Source organism: Indioceanicola profundi (assembly GCF_003568845.1).
Taxonomy (GTDB): Bacteria; Pseudomonadota; Alphaproteobacteria; order Azospirillales; family Azospirillaceae; genus Indioceanicola; species Indioceanicola profundi.
Window position 1 is genome coordinate 2505648 of record NZ_CP030126.1, and the last position, 15614, is coordinate 2521261.

At 68.0% G+C, this 15614-nt stretch carries 13 protein-coding genes; 5 read left to right on the top strand and 8 right to left on the bottom strand.

The window, feature by feature from the left end:
• Positions 1–69: 69 nt before the first annotated feature.
• Positions 70–783, bottom strand: coding sequence for a YoaK family protein (locus DOL89_RS11980; protein ID WP_119679367.1), 714 nt, complete (start codon positions 781–783; stop codon positions 70–72).
• Between the two features lie 207 nt (positions 784–990).
• Here DOL89_RS11980 and DOL89_RS11985 point away from each other — a divergent pair, with 207 nt between their 5' ends.
• The 4 genes from DOL89_RS11985 to DOL89_RS12000 all read left to right on the top strand — a co-directional run bounded on the left by DOL89_RS11985 (position 991) and on the right by DOL89_RS12000 (position 5477).
• The gene (locus DOL89_RS11985) at positions 991–1986 is read left to right on the top strand and encodes an aldo/keto reductase (protein ID WP_119679368.1); all 996 of its coding nucleotides are present in this window, start codon (positions 991–993) and stop codon (positions 1984–1986) included.
• Positions 1987–1998: 12 nt separating this feature from the next.
• On the top strand, positions 1999–3054 hold the full coding sequence (locus DOL89_RS11990) for an SDR family oxidoreductase (protein ID WP_119679369.1): 1056 nt from the start codon (positions 1999–2001) through the stop codon (positions 3052–3054).
• 123 nt (positions 3055–3177) lie between these two features.
• On the top strand, positions 3178–4542 hold the full coding sequence (gene hflX, locus DOL89_RS11995) for a GTPase HflX (protein ID WP_119679370.1): 1365 nt from the start codon (positions 3178–3180) through the stop codon (positions 4540–4542).
• Between the two features lie 170 nt (positions 4543–4712).
• Complete coding sequence (locus DOL89_RS12000) at positions 4713–5477, top strand: hypothetical protein (RefSeq protein ID WP_119679371.1); 765 nt, start codon at positions 4713–4715, stop codon at positions 5475–5477.
• A 46-nt stretch (positions 5478–5523) separates the two neighbouring features.
• Here DOL89_RS12000 and DOL89_RS12005 read toward each other — a convergent pair whose 3' ends face one another.
• From DOL89_RS12005 to DOL89_RS12035, 7 genes are all read right to left on the bottom strand, one after another.
• Positions 5524–6219 carry an alpha/beta hydrolase gene (locus DOL89_RS12005; protein WP_119679372.1) on the bottom strand — a complete coding sequence of 232 codons (696 nt, stop codon included), beginning with the start codon at positions 6217–6219 and terminating at the stop codon, positions 5524–5526.
• A 153-nt stretch (positions 6220–6372) separates the two neighbouring features.
• Positions 6373–7212, bottom strand: a complete 840-nt coding sequence (locus DOL89_RS12010; RefSeq protein ID WP_119679373.1) for a transglutaminase-like cysteine peptidase — start codon at positions 7210–7212, stop codon at positions 6373–6375.
• Between the two features lie 129 nt (positions 7213–7341).
• Positions 7342–7617 (bottom strand): hypothetical protein, encoded by a 276-nt coding sequence (locus DOL89_RS12015; protein ID WP_119679374.1) that lies wholly within the window; start codon positions 7615–7617, stop codon positions 7342–7344.
• 79 nt (positions 7618–7696) lie between these two features.
• Positions 7697–8110, bottom strand: coding sequence for a c-type cytochrome (locus DOL89_RS12020; protein WP_119679375.1), 414 nt, complete (start codon positions 8108–8110; stop codon positions 7697–7699).
• Positions 8111–8124: 14 nt separating this feature from the next.
• Positions 8125–9717 carry an NAD(P)/FAD-dependent oxidoreductase gene (locus tag DOL89_RS12025; RefSeq protein ID WP_119680394.1) on the bottom strand — a complete coding sequence of 531 codons (1593 nt, stop codon included), beginning with the start codon at positions 9715–9717 and terminating at the stop codon, positions 8125–8127.
• A 182-nt stretch (positions 9718–9899) separates the two neighbouring features.
• Positions 9900–12350, bottom strand: a complete 2451-nt coding sequence (locus DOL89_RS12030; protein ID WP_225889777.1) for a TonB-dependent receptor plug domain-containing protein — start codon at positions 12348–12350, stop codon at positions 9900–9902.
• A gap of 254 nt (positions 12351–12604) precedes the next feature.
• On the bottom strand, positions 12605–13096 hold the full coding sequence (locus DOL89_RS12035) for a RidA family protein (protein ID WP_225889778.1): 492 nt from the start codon (positions 13094–13096) through the stop codon (positions 12605–12607).
• 491 nt (positions 13097–13587) lie between these two features.
• Here DOL89_RS12035 and DOL89_RS12040 point away from each other — a divergent pair, with 491 nt between their 5' ends.
• A complete protein-coding gene (locus DOL89_RS12040) occupies positions 13588–15612 on the top strand; it encodes a PAS domain S-box protein (RefSeq protein ID WP_162937477.1) in 2025 nt (674 codons plus the stop codon).
• Positions 15613–15614 lie beyond the last annotated feature (2 nt).

The following is a 15614-nucleotide window of genomic DNA, read 5'->3' on the forward strand; positions in this document are numbered from 1 at the left end:
GTGTTCCCGCAGGGCTGCCCCGCAACCGGCGCGGAGGGGGACAGTTCCCCCCACACGCGGACGATACCCTTATTGATCCGGGCTCGCCCGCAACCCGCGGATCGCCAGCGCCATCAGACAGGCTGCGGGGATCAGCAGGAAGAGCTGCCCCATGGCCCTGTAGCCGAAGACGCCCAGCAGGCCGCCGACAAAGAAACTGCCCACTGTCGGGACATGCAGGGCCAGCTTGTCCAGGTCCGGCTTGGCGGAACCGGGAGCGCCCCGCGTCACCGCCCGATCCATCAGGTGGCCGAGTTCGATGCCGATATCCGTCACCATGCCGGTGACATGGGTGGTGCGGATGCGGGCGCCGGACAGGCGCGTCACGATGGCGTTCTGCAGCCCCATCAGGAAGCTGAGCCCCAGGATCAGGATCAGCCCCCGCAAGGGACCCGGCACCAGCATGTCCAGCCAGGCCAGGGCGGCCAGCAGCACAGCCTCCGCCAGTACGCTGAAGGCGTAGATGCCCGTGAGCCCGCGCCGGAGCCCCAGGCTGATCAGCAAGGCGGAGGAGGCGGCGCCGGCGATAAAGAGGACGATGACGCCCAGCGCCAGGACGATGCCCGCCGGCTCGCCCAGCACAAGCTGGTCCGCCAGGGCCGAGACGGCACCCGTCATGTGCGAGACATAGTGGCCGGCGGCATAGAAGCCGGCTGCGTTCGCCGCCCCGGCTATGCCGGCCAGGGACCAGGCAAGCAGACGGTCGGAGGATTTCGTCCGCGCATCGCCTTGGCGCGTGAGCATCGGAGGCACCCTGAAGCTGGACCGGAAACAGAATACCGCGCAGCGGTAAATCTTCCATGAGTTGGATCAACGGCCGCCCCGAAGTTCGCCGCCATCCATCGCTGCGTCAGCTTCGCGCGGGTCCTGACATACGGCCGGACGGGCTGTTGTCGGCCCGGCGTCACGTTCGCTGCATTGCAAGGGCCGCTGGAACGGAAGGAAGCAGACATGGAAACGGTAACCATCGCCGATACAGGCATCGTGGCCTCCAGGATCGGGCTCGGCACCTGGGCCATCGGCGGCTGGATGTGGGGCGGGACGGAGGAGCGGGAGGCCATCGCCACCATCCATGCCGCCCTGGACCGGGGCATCACCCTGATCGACACGGCCCCGGTCTACGGCTTCGGCCAGTCGGAAGAGATCGTGGGCAAGGCGCTGGCCATGGACGGGCGGCGGCAGCGCGCCGTCATCGCCACCAAGGCCGCCCTGGACTGGACCGGGGGAAGCCCGTTCCGCAACGCCTCCCGCGCCCGCATCATGCAGGAGGTGGAGGACAGCCTGCGCCGTCTCCGAACCGATGTGATCGACATCCTGCAGATCCACTGGCCCGACCCCGTGACACCGATGGAGGAGACGGCGCAGGCCATGGCCGACCTGCTGAAGGCCGGGAAGATCCGCGCCATCGGCGTCAGCAACTTCAGCCCGGCCCAGATGGACGCGTTCCGCGCCGTGGCCCCGCTGCATGTCTGCCAGCCGCCCTATAATCTGTTCGAGCGCGCCATCGACCGGGACGTGCTGCCCTATTGCGAAAGCAACGGCATCGCCACCCTGACCTATGGCGCGCTCTGCCGCGGGCTGCTGTCCGGCCGCATGTCGGCGGAGACGAGGTTCGAGGGCGACGATCTGCGCCGCCACGACCCCAAGTTCCAGCAGCCCCGCTTCGGCCAGTATCTGGCGGCCGTGCGGAAGCTGGAGGAGGTGGCGGGCCGCCATGGCAAGCGCGTGGTCCATCTGGCGGTGCGCTGGCTGCTGGACCGGCCAGGCGTCAGCGTCGCCCTGTGGGGTGCCCGCCATCCGGGGCAGCTCGATCCCGTGGGCGACGTCATGGGCTGGTCCCTGGACGCCGATGCCATGGCGGAGATCGACCGCATCCTGGCGGAAACCGTGACCGACCCCGTGGGGCCGGAATTCATGGCCCCGCCGCTCCGCAAGTCCGCCGCCTGAGGGAGATTGGATATGAGCAATCCGAGTTCCGCCAGGGTCGCCCTGGTCGCCGGGGCCGGCGGCATCATCGGCCATGCCGTCTGCCATGAGCTGAAGGCGCAGGGCTGGCAGGTCCGTGCCCTGGCCCGCCGCGCCGTGCCCGGCATCGACTCCGTCACCGCGGACCTGACCGACGCGCGGGCCACGGCGGAGGCGTTGCGCGCCGCCAAGGACACCACGCACCTGTTCTACGCGGCCCTGAGCCCCGATCCCGACCTGTCCACGGAGGCGGAGCGGAACGGGCGCATGCTGGGCAACCTGCTGGACGGGCTGGAGGAGGCCGGCGCGCCCCTGCGCCGGGTGGTGATCTATCAGGGCTTCAAGATCTACGGCATCCATCTGGGGGCGAAGGTGCCGACGCCGGCGCGGGAGAGCGATCCGCCCCACATGCCGCCCAACCTGTATCTGGCGCAGGAGGCGCAGTTGAAGCGCCGGGCGGAGCGGAGCGCCTGGGACTATGTGGCCCTGCGGCCGGACGTGGTGGTGGGCGACGTCCATGGCAATCCCATGAACATCGCGCTGGTGGTCGGGGTCTTCGCCGAGATTTCCCGCGCCCTGGGCATCCCGATGCGCTTTCCCGGCACCGACCTTGCCTACCGGCAGCTTGTCCAGTTCACGGATTCCGGCCTGTTGGCGCGGGCCAGCGCCTGGGCGGCGGAATCCGAGCGGGCGGCGGGCGAAGCCTTCAACGTCACCAATGGCGACGTCTTCCGGTGGGAGCGGATGTGGGAGGATGCGGCCGGGCATCTCGGCCTGAAGACCGCCGCGCCGGTTCCCCTGACCCTGACCCGCCACATGGCCGACAAAGGGCCGCTGTGGCGGGAGATCGCGGAGGCCAAGGGGCTGGTGCAGCCCGACCTTTCCGCCCTGGTGGGCTGGGGCTTCGGGGATTTCATCTTCCATACGGAGACGGACGTGATCTCCGACGTGAACAAGATCTACCGCCACGGCTTCACGGAACGGATGGATTCCACCCTTTCCCTGCTCACCGCCATCGACAGCCTGAAACGGCAGCGCGTGCTGCCCTGAGCACGTCACGGGCCGGGTGCGTGACGGGTTCGTATCGGCCCTGTTGCGCTGACCCGCGGTGCCTGCCGGTTCCGACCGGACAGGCGCCGCACCGACCCGTGACGCCCGTGAGGTGAAGGAACAATGGCGACCTTGCTGAAGAATGGGCCGGCCCGCAGCGGCCGCGCCATGGTCCTGCGGCCGGTGATCCGTGGCGAGGACCGTGCGGATTCGCGCGACCACGCCGGGGCCATAGCGGAGGCGGTCGGCCTCGCCAAGGCCATCGGGCTGGAGGTCGTGCATGCCGAGCGCATGAATCTGGACCGGCCCACCGCCGCGAAGCTGCTGGGCAGCGGCAACGCGCAGCGCATCGCCGACATGGTGAAAAGCGCCGCCGCCCAGGGCTCCCCCATCGACGTGGTCTTCATCGACCACGCCCTGTCGCCGGTGCAGCAGCGCAACCTGGAGCGCTGCTTCAAGGCCAAGGTGATCGACCGCACCGCCCTGATCCTGGAGATTTTCGGGGAGCGCGCCCGCACGCGGGAGGGCCGGTTGCAGGTGGACCTCGCCACGCTGAGCTACCAGCGGTCGCGGCTGGTCCGGTCCTGGACGCATCTGGGCCGGTTGCGCGGCGGCTTCGGCTTCATGGGCGGCCCTGGCGAGACCCAGCTTGAAACCGACCGCCGGCTGCTGTCCCAGCGCATCGCCAAGCTGCGCCGCGACCTGGGCGAGGTGCGCCGGACCCGCACCCTGCACCGTGAGGCCCGCAAGCGCGGCGGCCACCCGGTGGTCGCCCTGGTCGGCTACACCAATGCCGGCAAGTCCACCCTGTTCAACAAGCTCTCGGGCGCGTCGGTCGGGGCGGAGGACATGCTGTTCGCCACGCTGGACCCCACCATGCGCGGCATCAGGCTGCCCAACGGCCGGGAGGCGATCCTGTCCGACACGGTGGGCTTCATCTCCGCCCTGCCCCACGGCCTGGTCGAGGCGTTCCGGGCAACGCTGGAGGAGGTGCAGGCCGCCGACCTGATCCTGCATGTGCGCGACGTCGCCCATCCGGAGACGGAGGCGCAGAAGGAGGATGTGGACGCAACCCTGCGCGACCTCGGCATCGATCCGGACGCCAACCGGATCATCGAGGTGGCGAACAAGCTGGACCTGCTGGACCCGGACGGCCGCACCGAATACCGCAACCGGGCACTCCGCTCCGACCGCATGGTCGCGGTCTCCGCCAGGACCGGCGAAGGACTGGACGAGTTGCTGGAAGCGGTGGCCCGGCAGCTTTCCGCCGCGGAGACGGTGGTGGAGTTGGATGTGGACCTGTCGGACGGGGAAGCCCTGTCCATGGTGCACGACCGGACCCGCGTGCTGGAGCGGGAGGACCGGGACGGCCACGCCCATATGCGCGTGGCGACCGACCGCGGCACCCTGGCCCGCCTGCGCGACCATGCCGGCGTGGCGGTCACCGGACGCGGGGACGGCGGCACGCAACGGCCAAGGGAGATGTAGGCGCGGCCTTCCGCCGTCCCGGCCGCCCGATGCCGCAGGAAGGTTTCAGCCCGGATCGAACCAGTCGCCTCCATTCCTGTTGGTTCCAGTCCATGGGACATCACGCCATGCGGGTGTCCCGAGGCTACAATAGGGGCCGTTCGCGAAACGGTCCCATGGAGGATACAACCATGCGGCATATCCTTATCGGTGCTGTTTCGGCCGTTGCCCTGATCGCCGGCTCCGCCTTGGCGCAGAGCGGTGCGGCCGGCGGCACCAGCACCGGCACGGCCGGTGGCGGCGCTACCACGGGCAGCACGGCCAGCGGCACCGGCGGAACCACCATGGGCGGCACCGGAAGCACCATGGGCGGGACCGGAAGCACATTGGGTGGAACCGGGAGCACGACCGGTTCGACTGGAACCATGGGCGGTTCAACGGGCACGATGGGCGGCACCGGCACGACCGGCACGCTGGGGGATGCGACCGGATCGACGGACGGCATCGGTACCGGCACCGGCACCGGCACGACCGGGACCATGGGCGGCACGACGGGCAGCCGTGGAACGACCGGCACGCTCGGCGATCCCACCGGTTCCGGCGGCACGCTGAACGATCCGACCGGCTCCCGCGGGACGCTGGGCGATACCGGGACAGGTTCCACCGGCACCATGGGCGGAACAGCCGGAAGCGGCAGCAGCCAGGATGAGGTCGGGCTCGGCGGCACCGGAACCAGCGGCACGAGCGGGCTCGGAACCGGCACCGGCGGAACGAGCGGCGGCACGCTTGGCGGCACGACCGGAACGGGAACCGGCGGCATGTCCGGCACGGGCGGAACCGGCGGCTCCAGCACCGGAGGCGGATCGTCCAGCGGCGGCGGGTCGTCGGGCGGGTCTTCCGGCGGCGGCTCCTCCGGCGGTGGCGGCTCTTCCGGCGGCGGTGGCGGCGGTCGCTGAGGCTTGATGGCGGATCGGGGCGGGCGCATGGCGTCCGCCCCTTTTCTCAATCCCCGGTCATGCGGCCCAGGAAGAAGTCCGTCGCCTCGCGAACAATGTCCGGCGGCACCACATGGCCGTCCGGGAATTCCCGGTACAGCACGGAGTAGCCCGCCTCTTCCAACCGGGGAACGATGCGCCGGCTACAGGACCGGATCGGCAGCACCTGATCCTCGACCCCATGCGAGATGTAGATTTCCGGCTCCCCCACCGTGGAAAGCGGGACGATGAAGCCGGGGGAAAAGGCCAGGATGTGGCTGAACAGATCCCCGTTCATGACGCCCAGCGACAGGGCATAGGATGCCCCGTCGGAAAAGCCGGCCAGGGCGATGCGGTCGGGGTCGATGGGCTGCTCCGCGAAAAGCTTCGCCAGCGCCTTGTCGATAAAGTCCACGTCCGGCCCGTAATCGCCCCTGATCACGTCCCATGTGGCGGCCCGGCTGTCCGGAAACAGCAGCGCGATGCCCTCGGCATCGGCCTGTCCCCTCAACAGCTCCACCATGCCCGCCGCGTCGCCGCCCGCCCCGTGCAGCATCACGATCAGCGGCATCGGCCCGGAACCCGCTCTGTCCGGAAGATAGACCACCCCGTCACGCGCCTCATCCAGACGCAGGGCGCGCAGGCCGGGCTCCGAAACGGATGTTCCCGCGTTCAAGGGACGCGCCGTCAGCCGTCCCCGTTCCGCTGCACGCCCATTTGCCATCGCTGCATCTCCTCCGCACCCCGGTCCGATGAGCAGCAGGCCCAACAGTGCGGTCGGCACCATTCCCATGGTCCTCATCGGAAGCCTCCCTGGACCTGCCGCGGTGTGCTGCAACCTCGCGCCAGCACGGCGGTTCCGGAGATGGGCGGCGGTTCAGCCCTTCTCCGCCACCTGATCGGAAGGAGGCACTGCACGTTGCGCCCGCTGCCAGTGCGTGTGGCCCGGCACCTCCTGGCTGAGGAAGCGATAGCCTAGGGCCTCCAGGGCCGCGGCGTCCTGCGGCCAGCGGTGGCGGTCGTCCAGGAAGACCTCCCGATCCTCCAGCCGGACGCCAAGGATCAGATGGTGTCCCTGCCCGTCCGGCAATTCGACCAGGGTGGCCCGCAACGCGCCGCGGGGATAGCCGCGGCGGATCAAGCGGCTGATCGTGGTCATCACCACGTCGTCGCAGTCCCCCTGCATGCCGGTGCCGCGGGTGCCCAGGATCTGCCAGACATCCTCCGCCTCCGGGGTGTAGGCGAGATCGGTCACTACCTCGCGGTGGATATGCGTGGCCATCGAAAGGCTGGCCTTCCGCCCCTTCAGCCGGTCCGGACCGGCCAGGGCGGCGGCCCGACCGCCAAGAGCGGCGGCGCAGCCGGGATCGCGGGCGCCGTAGGTCTTGCAGTAGCTCGCATATTGCGGCAACGGCTCCACCTCCCCGCCCCAGACAATGGTCTGGGCGTTCGCCGTGACGGCCACGCTGACCAGCAGGAACAACCCGACAAAGGGAACCAGCCGGTTGTGCAGCGGTCTGGAGCCGGGATCGTGCGTGAGCAGGCGGACGGCATCGTGCCGCAACACAAATGCCCCGACCAGAAGCACTATCCCCGCCACAGCAAGCAGACGGCCCGGCAGGATGGATCGCGGCAGGTCATTCCGCAGTTGCGAAGTGCGGAATGACATATCGCGGCGGACCGCCACATCCGTGGCGGTCGGAAATATCGGTCTCATTTTATTTGTCTGACGGCGTTTCCTCTGCCCGTCAGTCTATAATGAGCCGTGTCTCAAGGCACGTTGTTTCAGGCATGGCGACGGAACCGGCCGCGGCCGGTTCCGTCCACAGCTTTTTTTGAAGCGGGTTCAGGCCGCCAGACCTGCCCCGTGCCCTGCATTGGCATGGCTACGGCGGTAGCGCACGGCCATCGTGCCCTGGTCGGCCCTGGCCAGATTGCGCTCATACCGGGCCAGCAGCCGCGTGAAGGTGGTCACGCGGATGGGCTGGCTGTCGCGCATCCGCCGCCAGGTGCTCTCGCTGATGCCGTAGGTCTCGCGGAGCCCGGCTTTGGTCACGGATGTGAGGTGCCGTCTGAATTCCAGGAACTGCGCACGGGTGACCGACATCATGATGCCTGCCATGCTCATGTCTCCCTGACTGCGAAAAGTCGGAGTGTGGGGTGGAAGGGACCGGCCGCCCCTGCGGCAGGTCCCTCCGGGGTCACTCGGCGGGACGGGTCGATGTCACGTCCTCAGGCGTCACCGGATCGGTGTAGCCGTTGCCGAAATGGGTGCGGATGAAGTTCACCACCGCGGCGACCTGGGCATCGGACAGCCCTTCGAAGGATGGCATCGCCTTGCGGCCGTTCACGACCATGTAGATGGGATAATCCCCGGCCTCCAGGTTCGGGTTCGACGCCAGGGACGGGTAAATCCCGGCCCCTTCCGCCCCTTTCCCGTCGGGCATGTGGCAGCCCTGGCAGATGGCCCGGTACAGCGCCTCCCCATCCTGGTAGGAGAAGCGGTCTGCCGTTGCGAAGGCGTTGGACTGGGCATCCGTGGACTGCGCCATGGCCGGCAGGCAGGACAGGCAGAGCGCCGCGGCGGCCGCGGCAAGGGTCAGGCGGGATCGCATCTTTGAATCCTCCGTCATGGCCGCGACGCCGAGCTGTGGGTCGTGGATGTGACGCGCTGGTGCAGGCGGGTGATGGCGTCGAGGGAGGAGGTCACCGCCCCCTCCTGCCAGGCCGGGATGTAGGAGGCATGTTCGCCCGCCAGCAGGATGCGGCCATCGATCTGGCATAAATCCTTGTAATGTGCGGCTCGGGTCTCCTCCGTCCAGGCGCCGAAGCAGCCCAGCGTCCAGGGCACGCGATGCCAGGCGACGGCCACGCCGGTGTCGAACTCGGTCTTGTACTGCGGGTGGATCTGGGCGCCGAACTCCACGGCCCGCTTCACCCTCTCCTCCGGCGCCATGGCGGCGAACTCGTAGGCGAAGGGACCCCAGGGATAGGCCCCCAGCACCACGGCCTTGCCCTTGGAGCCGTAGCCGGTGTTCGGATAGGCGATCAGGGAAATCGGCAGGTCCGTGTAGCTGATACCGCCATAGATCGCCTCGTCCTGCTCCCAGAAGCGGCGGTTGAACTGAAGCCCGACCTTCAGGGCGGCATGGTACGGCACGGCGGATATCGCGTCGGCCATGGGCTGGCTGACATCCATGGGAATCTGGCTGAGCACCGAGAGCGGGATGGTGCAGAGGCACCATTGGGCCGAGGCGGTCTGCATCGCGCCGCCATGGCCGTCATCGAAGCTGACCGTGACGCCGGAGCCGTTCTGCCGGATTTCGCGGACACGCGCATTGTAGCGGATCTTGTCCTTCAGCCGCTCCGCGAACGCCCTGGGCAGCATGTCCATGCCGCCGACGGGCTGGAACAGGCTGGTCTGGAACTCATAGCCCGCACCGGTGCCGATATGCCGCCACAGGCCGGACTGCAGCAGTTCGGAGAAGCCGATGGGTTCGGACGGCACCGGCTCCCCGCTGAGCCCGCCGCCGGGGTCCTTGGCGAAGCCGCGGCGCATGCTGGACGTTTCGCCGGCCCGGTACTTCATGTCCTTGTCCAGAGCGCCCCACTGGCGCAGCGCCTCCAGAAGCTTCTCCTGATCCTCCTGCCCCACCAGCTCGTCCATGCCGGGCTTGTGCGCCAGCTTGCCGAGCAGTTCCGAGACATGGCCGTGGAAGTCGGCCTGGACCTCGCGGTAGCGCACCGGCTTCCCGCCGAAGGCGTTCTTGGAATGGACATAGGCGTTGTAGTTGACCTGGAAGAAAGGCTCCAGCGTCACGCCCAACTCGTGGCAGTAGTGCATCATGGCGTGGTGGTGGTAGGGCACCCGCCACGGGCCGGGATTGATGTAGTTTCCCGCTTCGAACCCGACATTCTGGGTGAAGCCGCCCAGCTCGGTATAGGTGTCGCCGCCCCGCAGGGTCCAGGCGCGACCGCCAGCCCGGTCCCGGTATTCCAGAACCTGAACGTCGTAACCGGCCTTGCCCAGCTCATAGGCGGCGACCAGACCCGCAAGGCCCGCGCCCAGGATCAGCACGGAGGCGCCCTTCGGCGCGCCGTCCAGCCGGGGCACATGCGTGAATTCGGACTTCGCGGCGAAGCCGAGGCTGCTGGCCGCCTGATACATGACGGTGCTGCCGGCCGACATGCCGATCATGGCCAGCAGACGACGCCGCGTCATCGGCTGACGGTCTGCCGCCTGACGGCCCGGCGCGCCGGAGCGCATCGAAGAAAATGGTCCCATTCTCGCCTCGAAAGTGGCGGCCGGCGCCCGCATCGCCATCGCGGCAGCGCCGACCGGAGAGCATTCAAAGGGGGAGCAGGACGGGGACCCTTCCCGGCCTGCTCCGCAGGTCGTCAGGGTCAGAAGGTCGCCGTGATGCGGGCGTACCAGAAGCCGCCATTGTACCCGATCGGCGAGGTGTCCGGATAAACCTGGCCGGAGGAGAATGTGCCGTCCGCATCCGGCGCCAGCTTGTCGGGATAGGCGTCGAACAGGTTCTGCACGCCGACCGAGACAGTGACGAAGTCGTTGAAGGTGTAGGAGCCTTCCACGTCGAACACCCACTCGGACCCGAAGGATCGGCCGTAGGTCGCCGTGTCGGTCCAGGAGTCGAAGTAGCTGGCGCGCGTCAGGAAGGACATCGGGCCGACCGTGTAGACGCCGGTCAGGTTGCCGCGCCATTCCGGCAGCTGCTCTTCCAGATCGGCCATGCGGGTATCGTCGATGACGGTCTCGTCACGCTCCGTCACCTTGGTCTTGTTGTAGTTGACCGCCGCGGTCAGGGAGAGGCTGCCGGTGCCGAGGTCGTAGGAGGTGTTGGCGACCACGTCGACGCCCTGGGTGCGGGTGTCGAAGGCGTTGGTGAAGTAGTTCACCAGACCCAGCGTGTTGGCGCCGGGCACGCCCAGGGCCGCCAGCGCCGCCTGGTCGGCCGCCGTCGGCTCGAAGTCGCCGGACAGGGCGATGCGGTCCTCCACCTTGATGTTGTAGTAGTCGACCGTCAGCGAGATGTCGCCCGGCAGGTCCGCCACGAAGCCGGCGGCCACGTTGAAGGACTCCTCCGGCTTCAGCGGCTCGGCGCCGAAATACTCGGCGACGATGCTGGCGGCCGGATAGGTGCCGCGGGCCACCGGGTTGGGGTTGCCGGCCAGGAAGGTGGTCTGCACCGAGGAGGTCTGCGACTGGCCCGGCGTCGGGACGCGGAAGCCGGTATTGACGGAGGAGCGGACCGCCAGCCAGTCGGTCAGCTCGTAACGGCCGCTGACCTTCCAGTTGATCTTGTCGCCGAAGAAGTCGAAATCCTCGTACCGGGCGGCGACGCCCAGGGTGAGCGCGTCGGTGACGTCCGTCTCGGTGTCGATGTAGACAGCGTAGTTGTCGCGCTTGAACTCGCCCGAATCTTCCGGCCGGAAGCCGGGATAGCCGTTGGAGCCGACCGGCAGGGCGGCAGGCTCGCCCGTCGCCAGATCGATGAAGGAGGCATAGGGGCCGACGGCGTAGGAGGCCGGGTCGCCGGGGCCGATCTCATACAGCTCGCGCCGCCATTCCGCGCCGAAGGCGAAGTTCAGCGGGCTGGCCAGCCCGATTTCGATCGGATAGGCGAAGTCGGCGTTGAGGTTGGTCTCCTCCTGCACCAGACGGCCGACGAAGAACTCGGTCGGGGAGTCAGGGCCGAGGGACGGGTTGACGGTATTCTTCAGGCTGTAATCGATCTGGCTGCGGCCGAAACCGGCGCTCAGCTCGTACCGGAAACCGGACTCCAGCTCATGGTCGAAGCCGCCGACGATAGAGGCGTCCTTGATGTCGCCGAAGAAGCGCGGCGTGAAGCCCAGCGGGAAGAATTCGATGAAGCGGAACCCGTCCGGATCGCCGGGAACCGGGATCGTCGGCCCGTTCACGGCATGGGTCGTGGTCGGCGGACGGTAGAAGAAGCTGCCGTCGACCTTCGTTTCACCATAGTTGCCGAACAGGAAGATGCTCTGCGAGTCGGTGAGGTCGATGCCGGAATTGACGAAGAGCCGCTTGGATTCGGAGTTCGGATCGCCCCAGTTCATCACCGGGTCGGGCGCGCCGGCCGGGGCCAGCGGGTGCTGCACGCCGCGGTTGGTCGGCTCGGCATCCGTATATTCCGCGCTGACATTGAAGAAGCCGTCGGGGCCAAGCGGCAGGCCGACATTGGCCTGGGCGCGCATGCTGTCGCCATCCCCCTCATAAGTGGAGCCGTACTGGAGGGAAGCGCTGCCGCCTTCCGAAGCATCCTTGAGCTGGATGTTGATCACGCCGGCGATGGCGTCGGAGCCGTACTGGGCCGATGCGCCGTCGCGCAGCACTTCAAGGCGTTGGATGGCGATGCTGGGGATCTGCGCCAGATCCGGCGCCTGGGCGCCCGCGGCCAGCGCGCCGCCGCCGAGCTGGACCAGGGCGGAGCGGTGCCGCCGCTTGCCGTTCACCAGAACCAGCGTCTGGTCGGGAGGAAGTCCGCGCAGGGTGGGCGGGCGGACGAAGGTGGAGCCGTCGGAGATCGCGTTGCGGCTGACATTGAAGGAGGGCACCAGCGTACGGATGATGTCATTGGTGTCCGTAGCGCCCTGCTGCACGATCTCCTGGTTGCTGAAGACATCGACGGGCGAAAGGGACTCTGTCGCGGTCCTTCCGGCGACGCGGGTGCCCGTGACGACGATCTCTTCCAGCTCTGGCGGCTGCTGCGCATTGGCGGGCAGTGCGGCAAGCGTCCCCAGACAGGTTGTCAGCATCAGACCGGTAATGATGCGGCGGGTGGCCGGACCCCGAACCGCGGCGTTCATTTTCATTATTGGCTCCCTGTTCATTCGAGAAGAGTTGTCGCTCTTCCTGGGAGGCCGTTCCGTCCCTGCTCCTTGTTCTTCTCAGGATCGCGGCGCCGTATTTCTTGCGCTTAGCGCCGCCGGGACCGCCCTTTGGGTTCTGATCCCGACCTGTTCATTTCATCGCGTCCTGCGGGCCGTACCCGCGACCTGATGCAGGACCGATGTAGGCGGCGGACGGTGGCGCGCACCGTCCGCCCTGCGCGGCTGGGTCGCCGCGGTCACTTGGCCTTTGCGGCCACGACCTCGATTTCGACCAGCATGCCCGGCCCGGCCAGGCTCGCCACCTGCACGGTGGAGCGGGCCGGCTTGTTCGGCTGTTCCGGCGTGCCGAAGAACTTGGTGTAGCCGGCCATCATGCCGCCGAAGTCCATCATCCCTTCCTTGGCGGGATCGCCCACCAGGAAGACCGTCATCTGGATGACGTCGCCCATGGAAAGGTCATGGGCGGCCAGGGTCTCCTGGATGCGGGTCAGGACGTTGACGGTCTGCGTCTCGGTGTTCCCGTAGACCTGGGTGCTGCCCTTCGGCGCCTCCTTGTCGATGACGGGAGGCACGGTTCCGCTGAGGAAGATGAGATCCGATCCGGCTGGAACGATCACGGCGGAAGCAATCGGGAAATTCGGAACGTCCGTCCGCTTGATCCCCTCTGCCTGGGCGCTCCCGGCCAGCATGGCCAATCCAAACCCGATAATGGCACCGATCCGCTTCACTCTACGTTCCCCTTTTTATTGTGGCGTGGTTCCCGGCATGCGCCGGGCCGTGAATGGTGATCCGTGTTTTCCTTGGAAGGATTGCCTGCCTGTTCCGACCTCTGCTCCGATCGTCCGTTCTAGAGTACGTCGCTGGACCTTCTGCCATCCGGCAGGCGGGATCACCATGGCCCGAATACATGTTCAGCAAAGCGCGTGCCAACCGGCCGTGTTCGCAAAAGCGAGATAATCCTTAGCTATCGCAGCACCATGCCCGACGAAAAATCGGGCATGCAGCCGCCGAATGAAGCAGTTGCCTAGTCAAAGGGCATGCATCTGCATACGCCGGTCCCCTGCATGCGGCAGAGGCAGTCCGGATGCATAGGCCGTTTGCAAGGGCAGTAATCTTCCGCGGCCTGCCTTACAAATCAGGGTCTCGGTCGAGCGGCCTATCCCGCCTTGCGCCAGCCCCGCTGGCCCGGACCGGCACCTTCCGACACGATGACCAGCCGATGACAAGAAGTTCAGACGCCCTCCCCGCCCCCGATTTCCTGGCGCATGATGGCGAGGCGGCGGCGCTCCTGCGGGCGCATGACTGGCGGTCATCGCCGCTCGGCCCGCCCGACGCCTGGCCGGAACCGCTGAAAACGCTGGTCGGCGTCATGCTCGGGTCAAACCAGCCAATGTTCGTGGCCTGGGGGCCGGAGCGCATCATGATCTATAATGATGTGTATGCGCCCCTATGCGGCGCGCGGCACCCCGAGGCCCTGGGCCGCCCCTTCGCCGAGGTCTGGCACGACGTCCAGGAGGAGATGGCGCCCATCATGGACCGGGCCTTCACGGGCACGCCCGTGAACATGACCGACATCCATCTGGTGACCACCCGGCACGGCCGGCCGGAGGAGGCGCACTTCGCCTTCTCATATACTCCGGTGCGCACCGGGCGCGGGGTGGACGGGGTGTTCTGCATCTGCACGGAGACGACGGAGCAGGTTCTTGCCGACCGGCAGCGGGCCTTCGTGCTGGCGCTGGAGGATTATCTGCGGAACGAAATCTCCGCGGAAAACATGAAGATCATGACGGCGGAGCTGCTGGGCCGGCAAGTGGGTGCTGCCCGCGCCGGCTATGGCGAGATCGACGAAGCCGGAACGACGGTCATCGTCAACCGCGACTGGACCTCCGGAATGGGAAGCCTTGCCGGCAAGGTCCGGCTCCTCGACGCCTTCGGGCCGCAGGTGATCGCGGAACTGCGCGCCGGGCGCACCCTGGTGGTTGAGGATTGCCGCACCGATCCCCGCGCCGGCAGCGCCCATGCGGCGGCATGGGACAGCATCGGAACCCGCGCGCTGATCGTCGTGCCCCTGGTCAGGGACGGACGCCTGCGGGCGATCCTGTATCTGCATGAGGCCGTCCCCCGCCGCTGGACGGACCTCGACGCCGCGCTGGCCGAGGCGGCGGCCGAGCGAACCTGGTCGGCGGTGGAGCGGGCAAGGGCAGAGGCGGCGTTGCGCGAAAGCGAGGCGCGCTTCCGCAATCTCGCGGACCATACGCCGGTGATGATCTGGGTAACCGACGCGAACGCCCGGTGCATCTATGTCAACAGGCCCTGGTACGATTTCACCGGCATGGACGAGGCGGGCTCACTGGGGTTCGGCTGGATTAACGCGATCCACCCAGACGAGCGCGCCGAGGCTGAGCGGATGGTGATGGAAGCCAAGACCGCACAGGCGCCCTTCCGGATCGAATACAGGCTCCGTCGCGCCGATGGCGCCTATCGCTGGGTGATCAATGCCGCCTCCCCCCGTTTCGGACCGGATGGCGCTTTCCTCGGCTATGTCGGCTCGGTGATCGACATCGATGAACGCCGGGAGGCTGAGGCGCGGCAGACCCTGCTGGCCCGCGAGGTGGACCACCGGGCGAAGAATGCGCTGGCCGTGGTGCAGGCCGTGGTCCGCCTGACCCGTGCCGAGAATCCGGCGGATTTCCTGGAAGCGGTGGAGAAGCGCGTGGCGGCGCTCGCCCGCGCCCACAGCCTGCTGGCGGAGGGGCAGTGGAGCGGTGCGCGGCTGGAGGTGCTGGCCGCGGCGGAGCTGGCGCCCTATGCGGGCAAGGACCGGTCGCGGGTGCGCCTGTCCGGGCCGCCTGCGGTGCTTGCGGCCGACGCCGTGCAGCCGACCGCCATGGTGCTGCACGAGCTGAGCACCAATGCCGCCAAGTACGGGGCGCTGTCCGCTCCCGGCGGCGGCATCGACCTGTCCTGGAGGATCGAGCCGGACGGCAGCCTGCGGCTGGACTGGCATGAGGTGGGCGGTCCCGCCGTTCCCGGCACGCCGGTGCGGCGCGGCTTCGGCTCGCAGATGGTCAGGGCGGCGGCCACCCAGCTCGGCGGCGCCGCCGCGTTCGAGTGGGATGTGAATGGCCTGCGCTGCAGCCTTACCATCTCCTCCGCCCATCTGGCCGCCACGGATACCGTGAACGGCCCCCGGACGGAGGATGGCCGGAACGTCGGCCATGCGACCGCAACGACCGCGTCGTAACT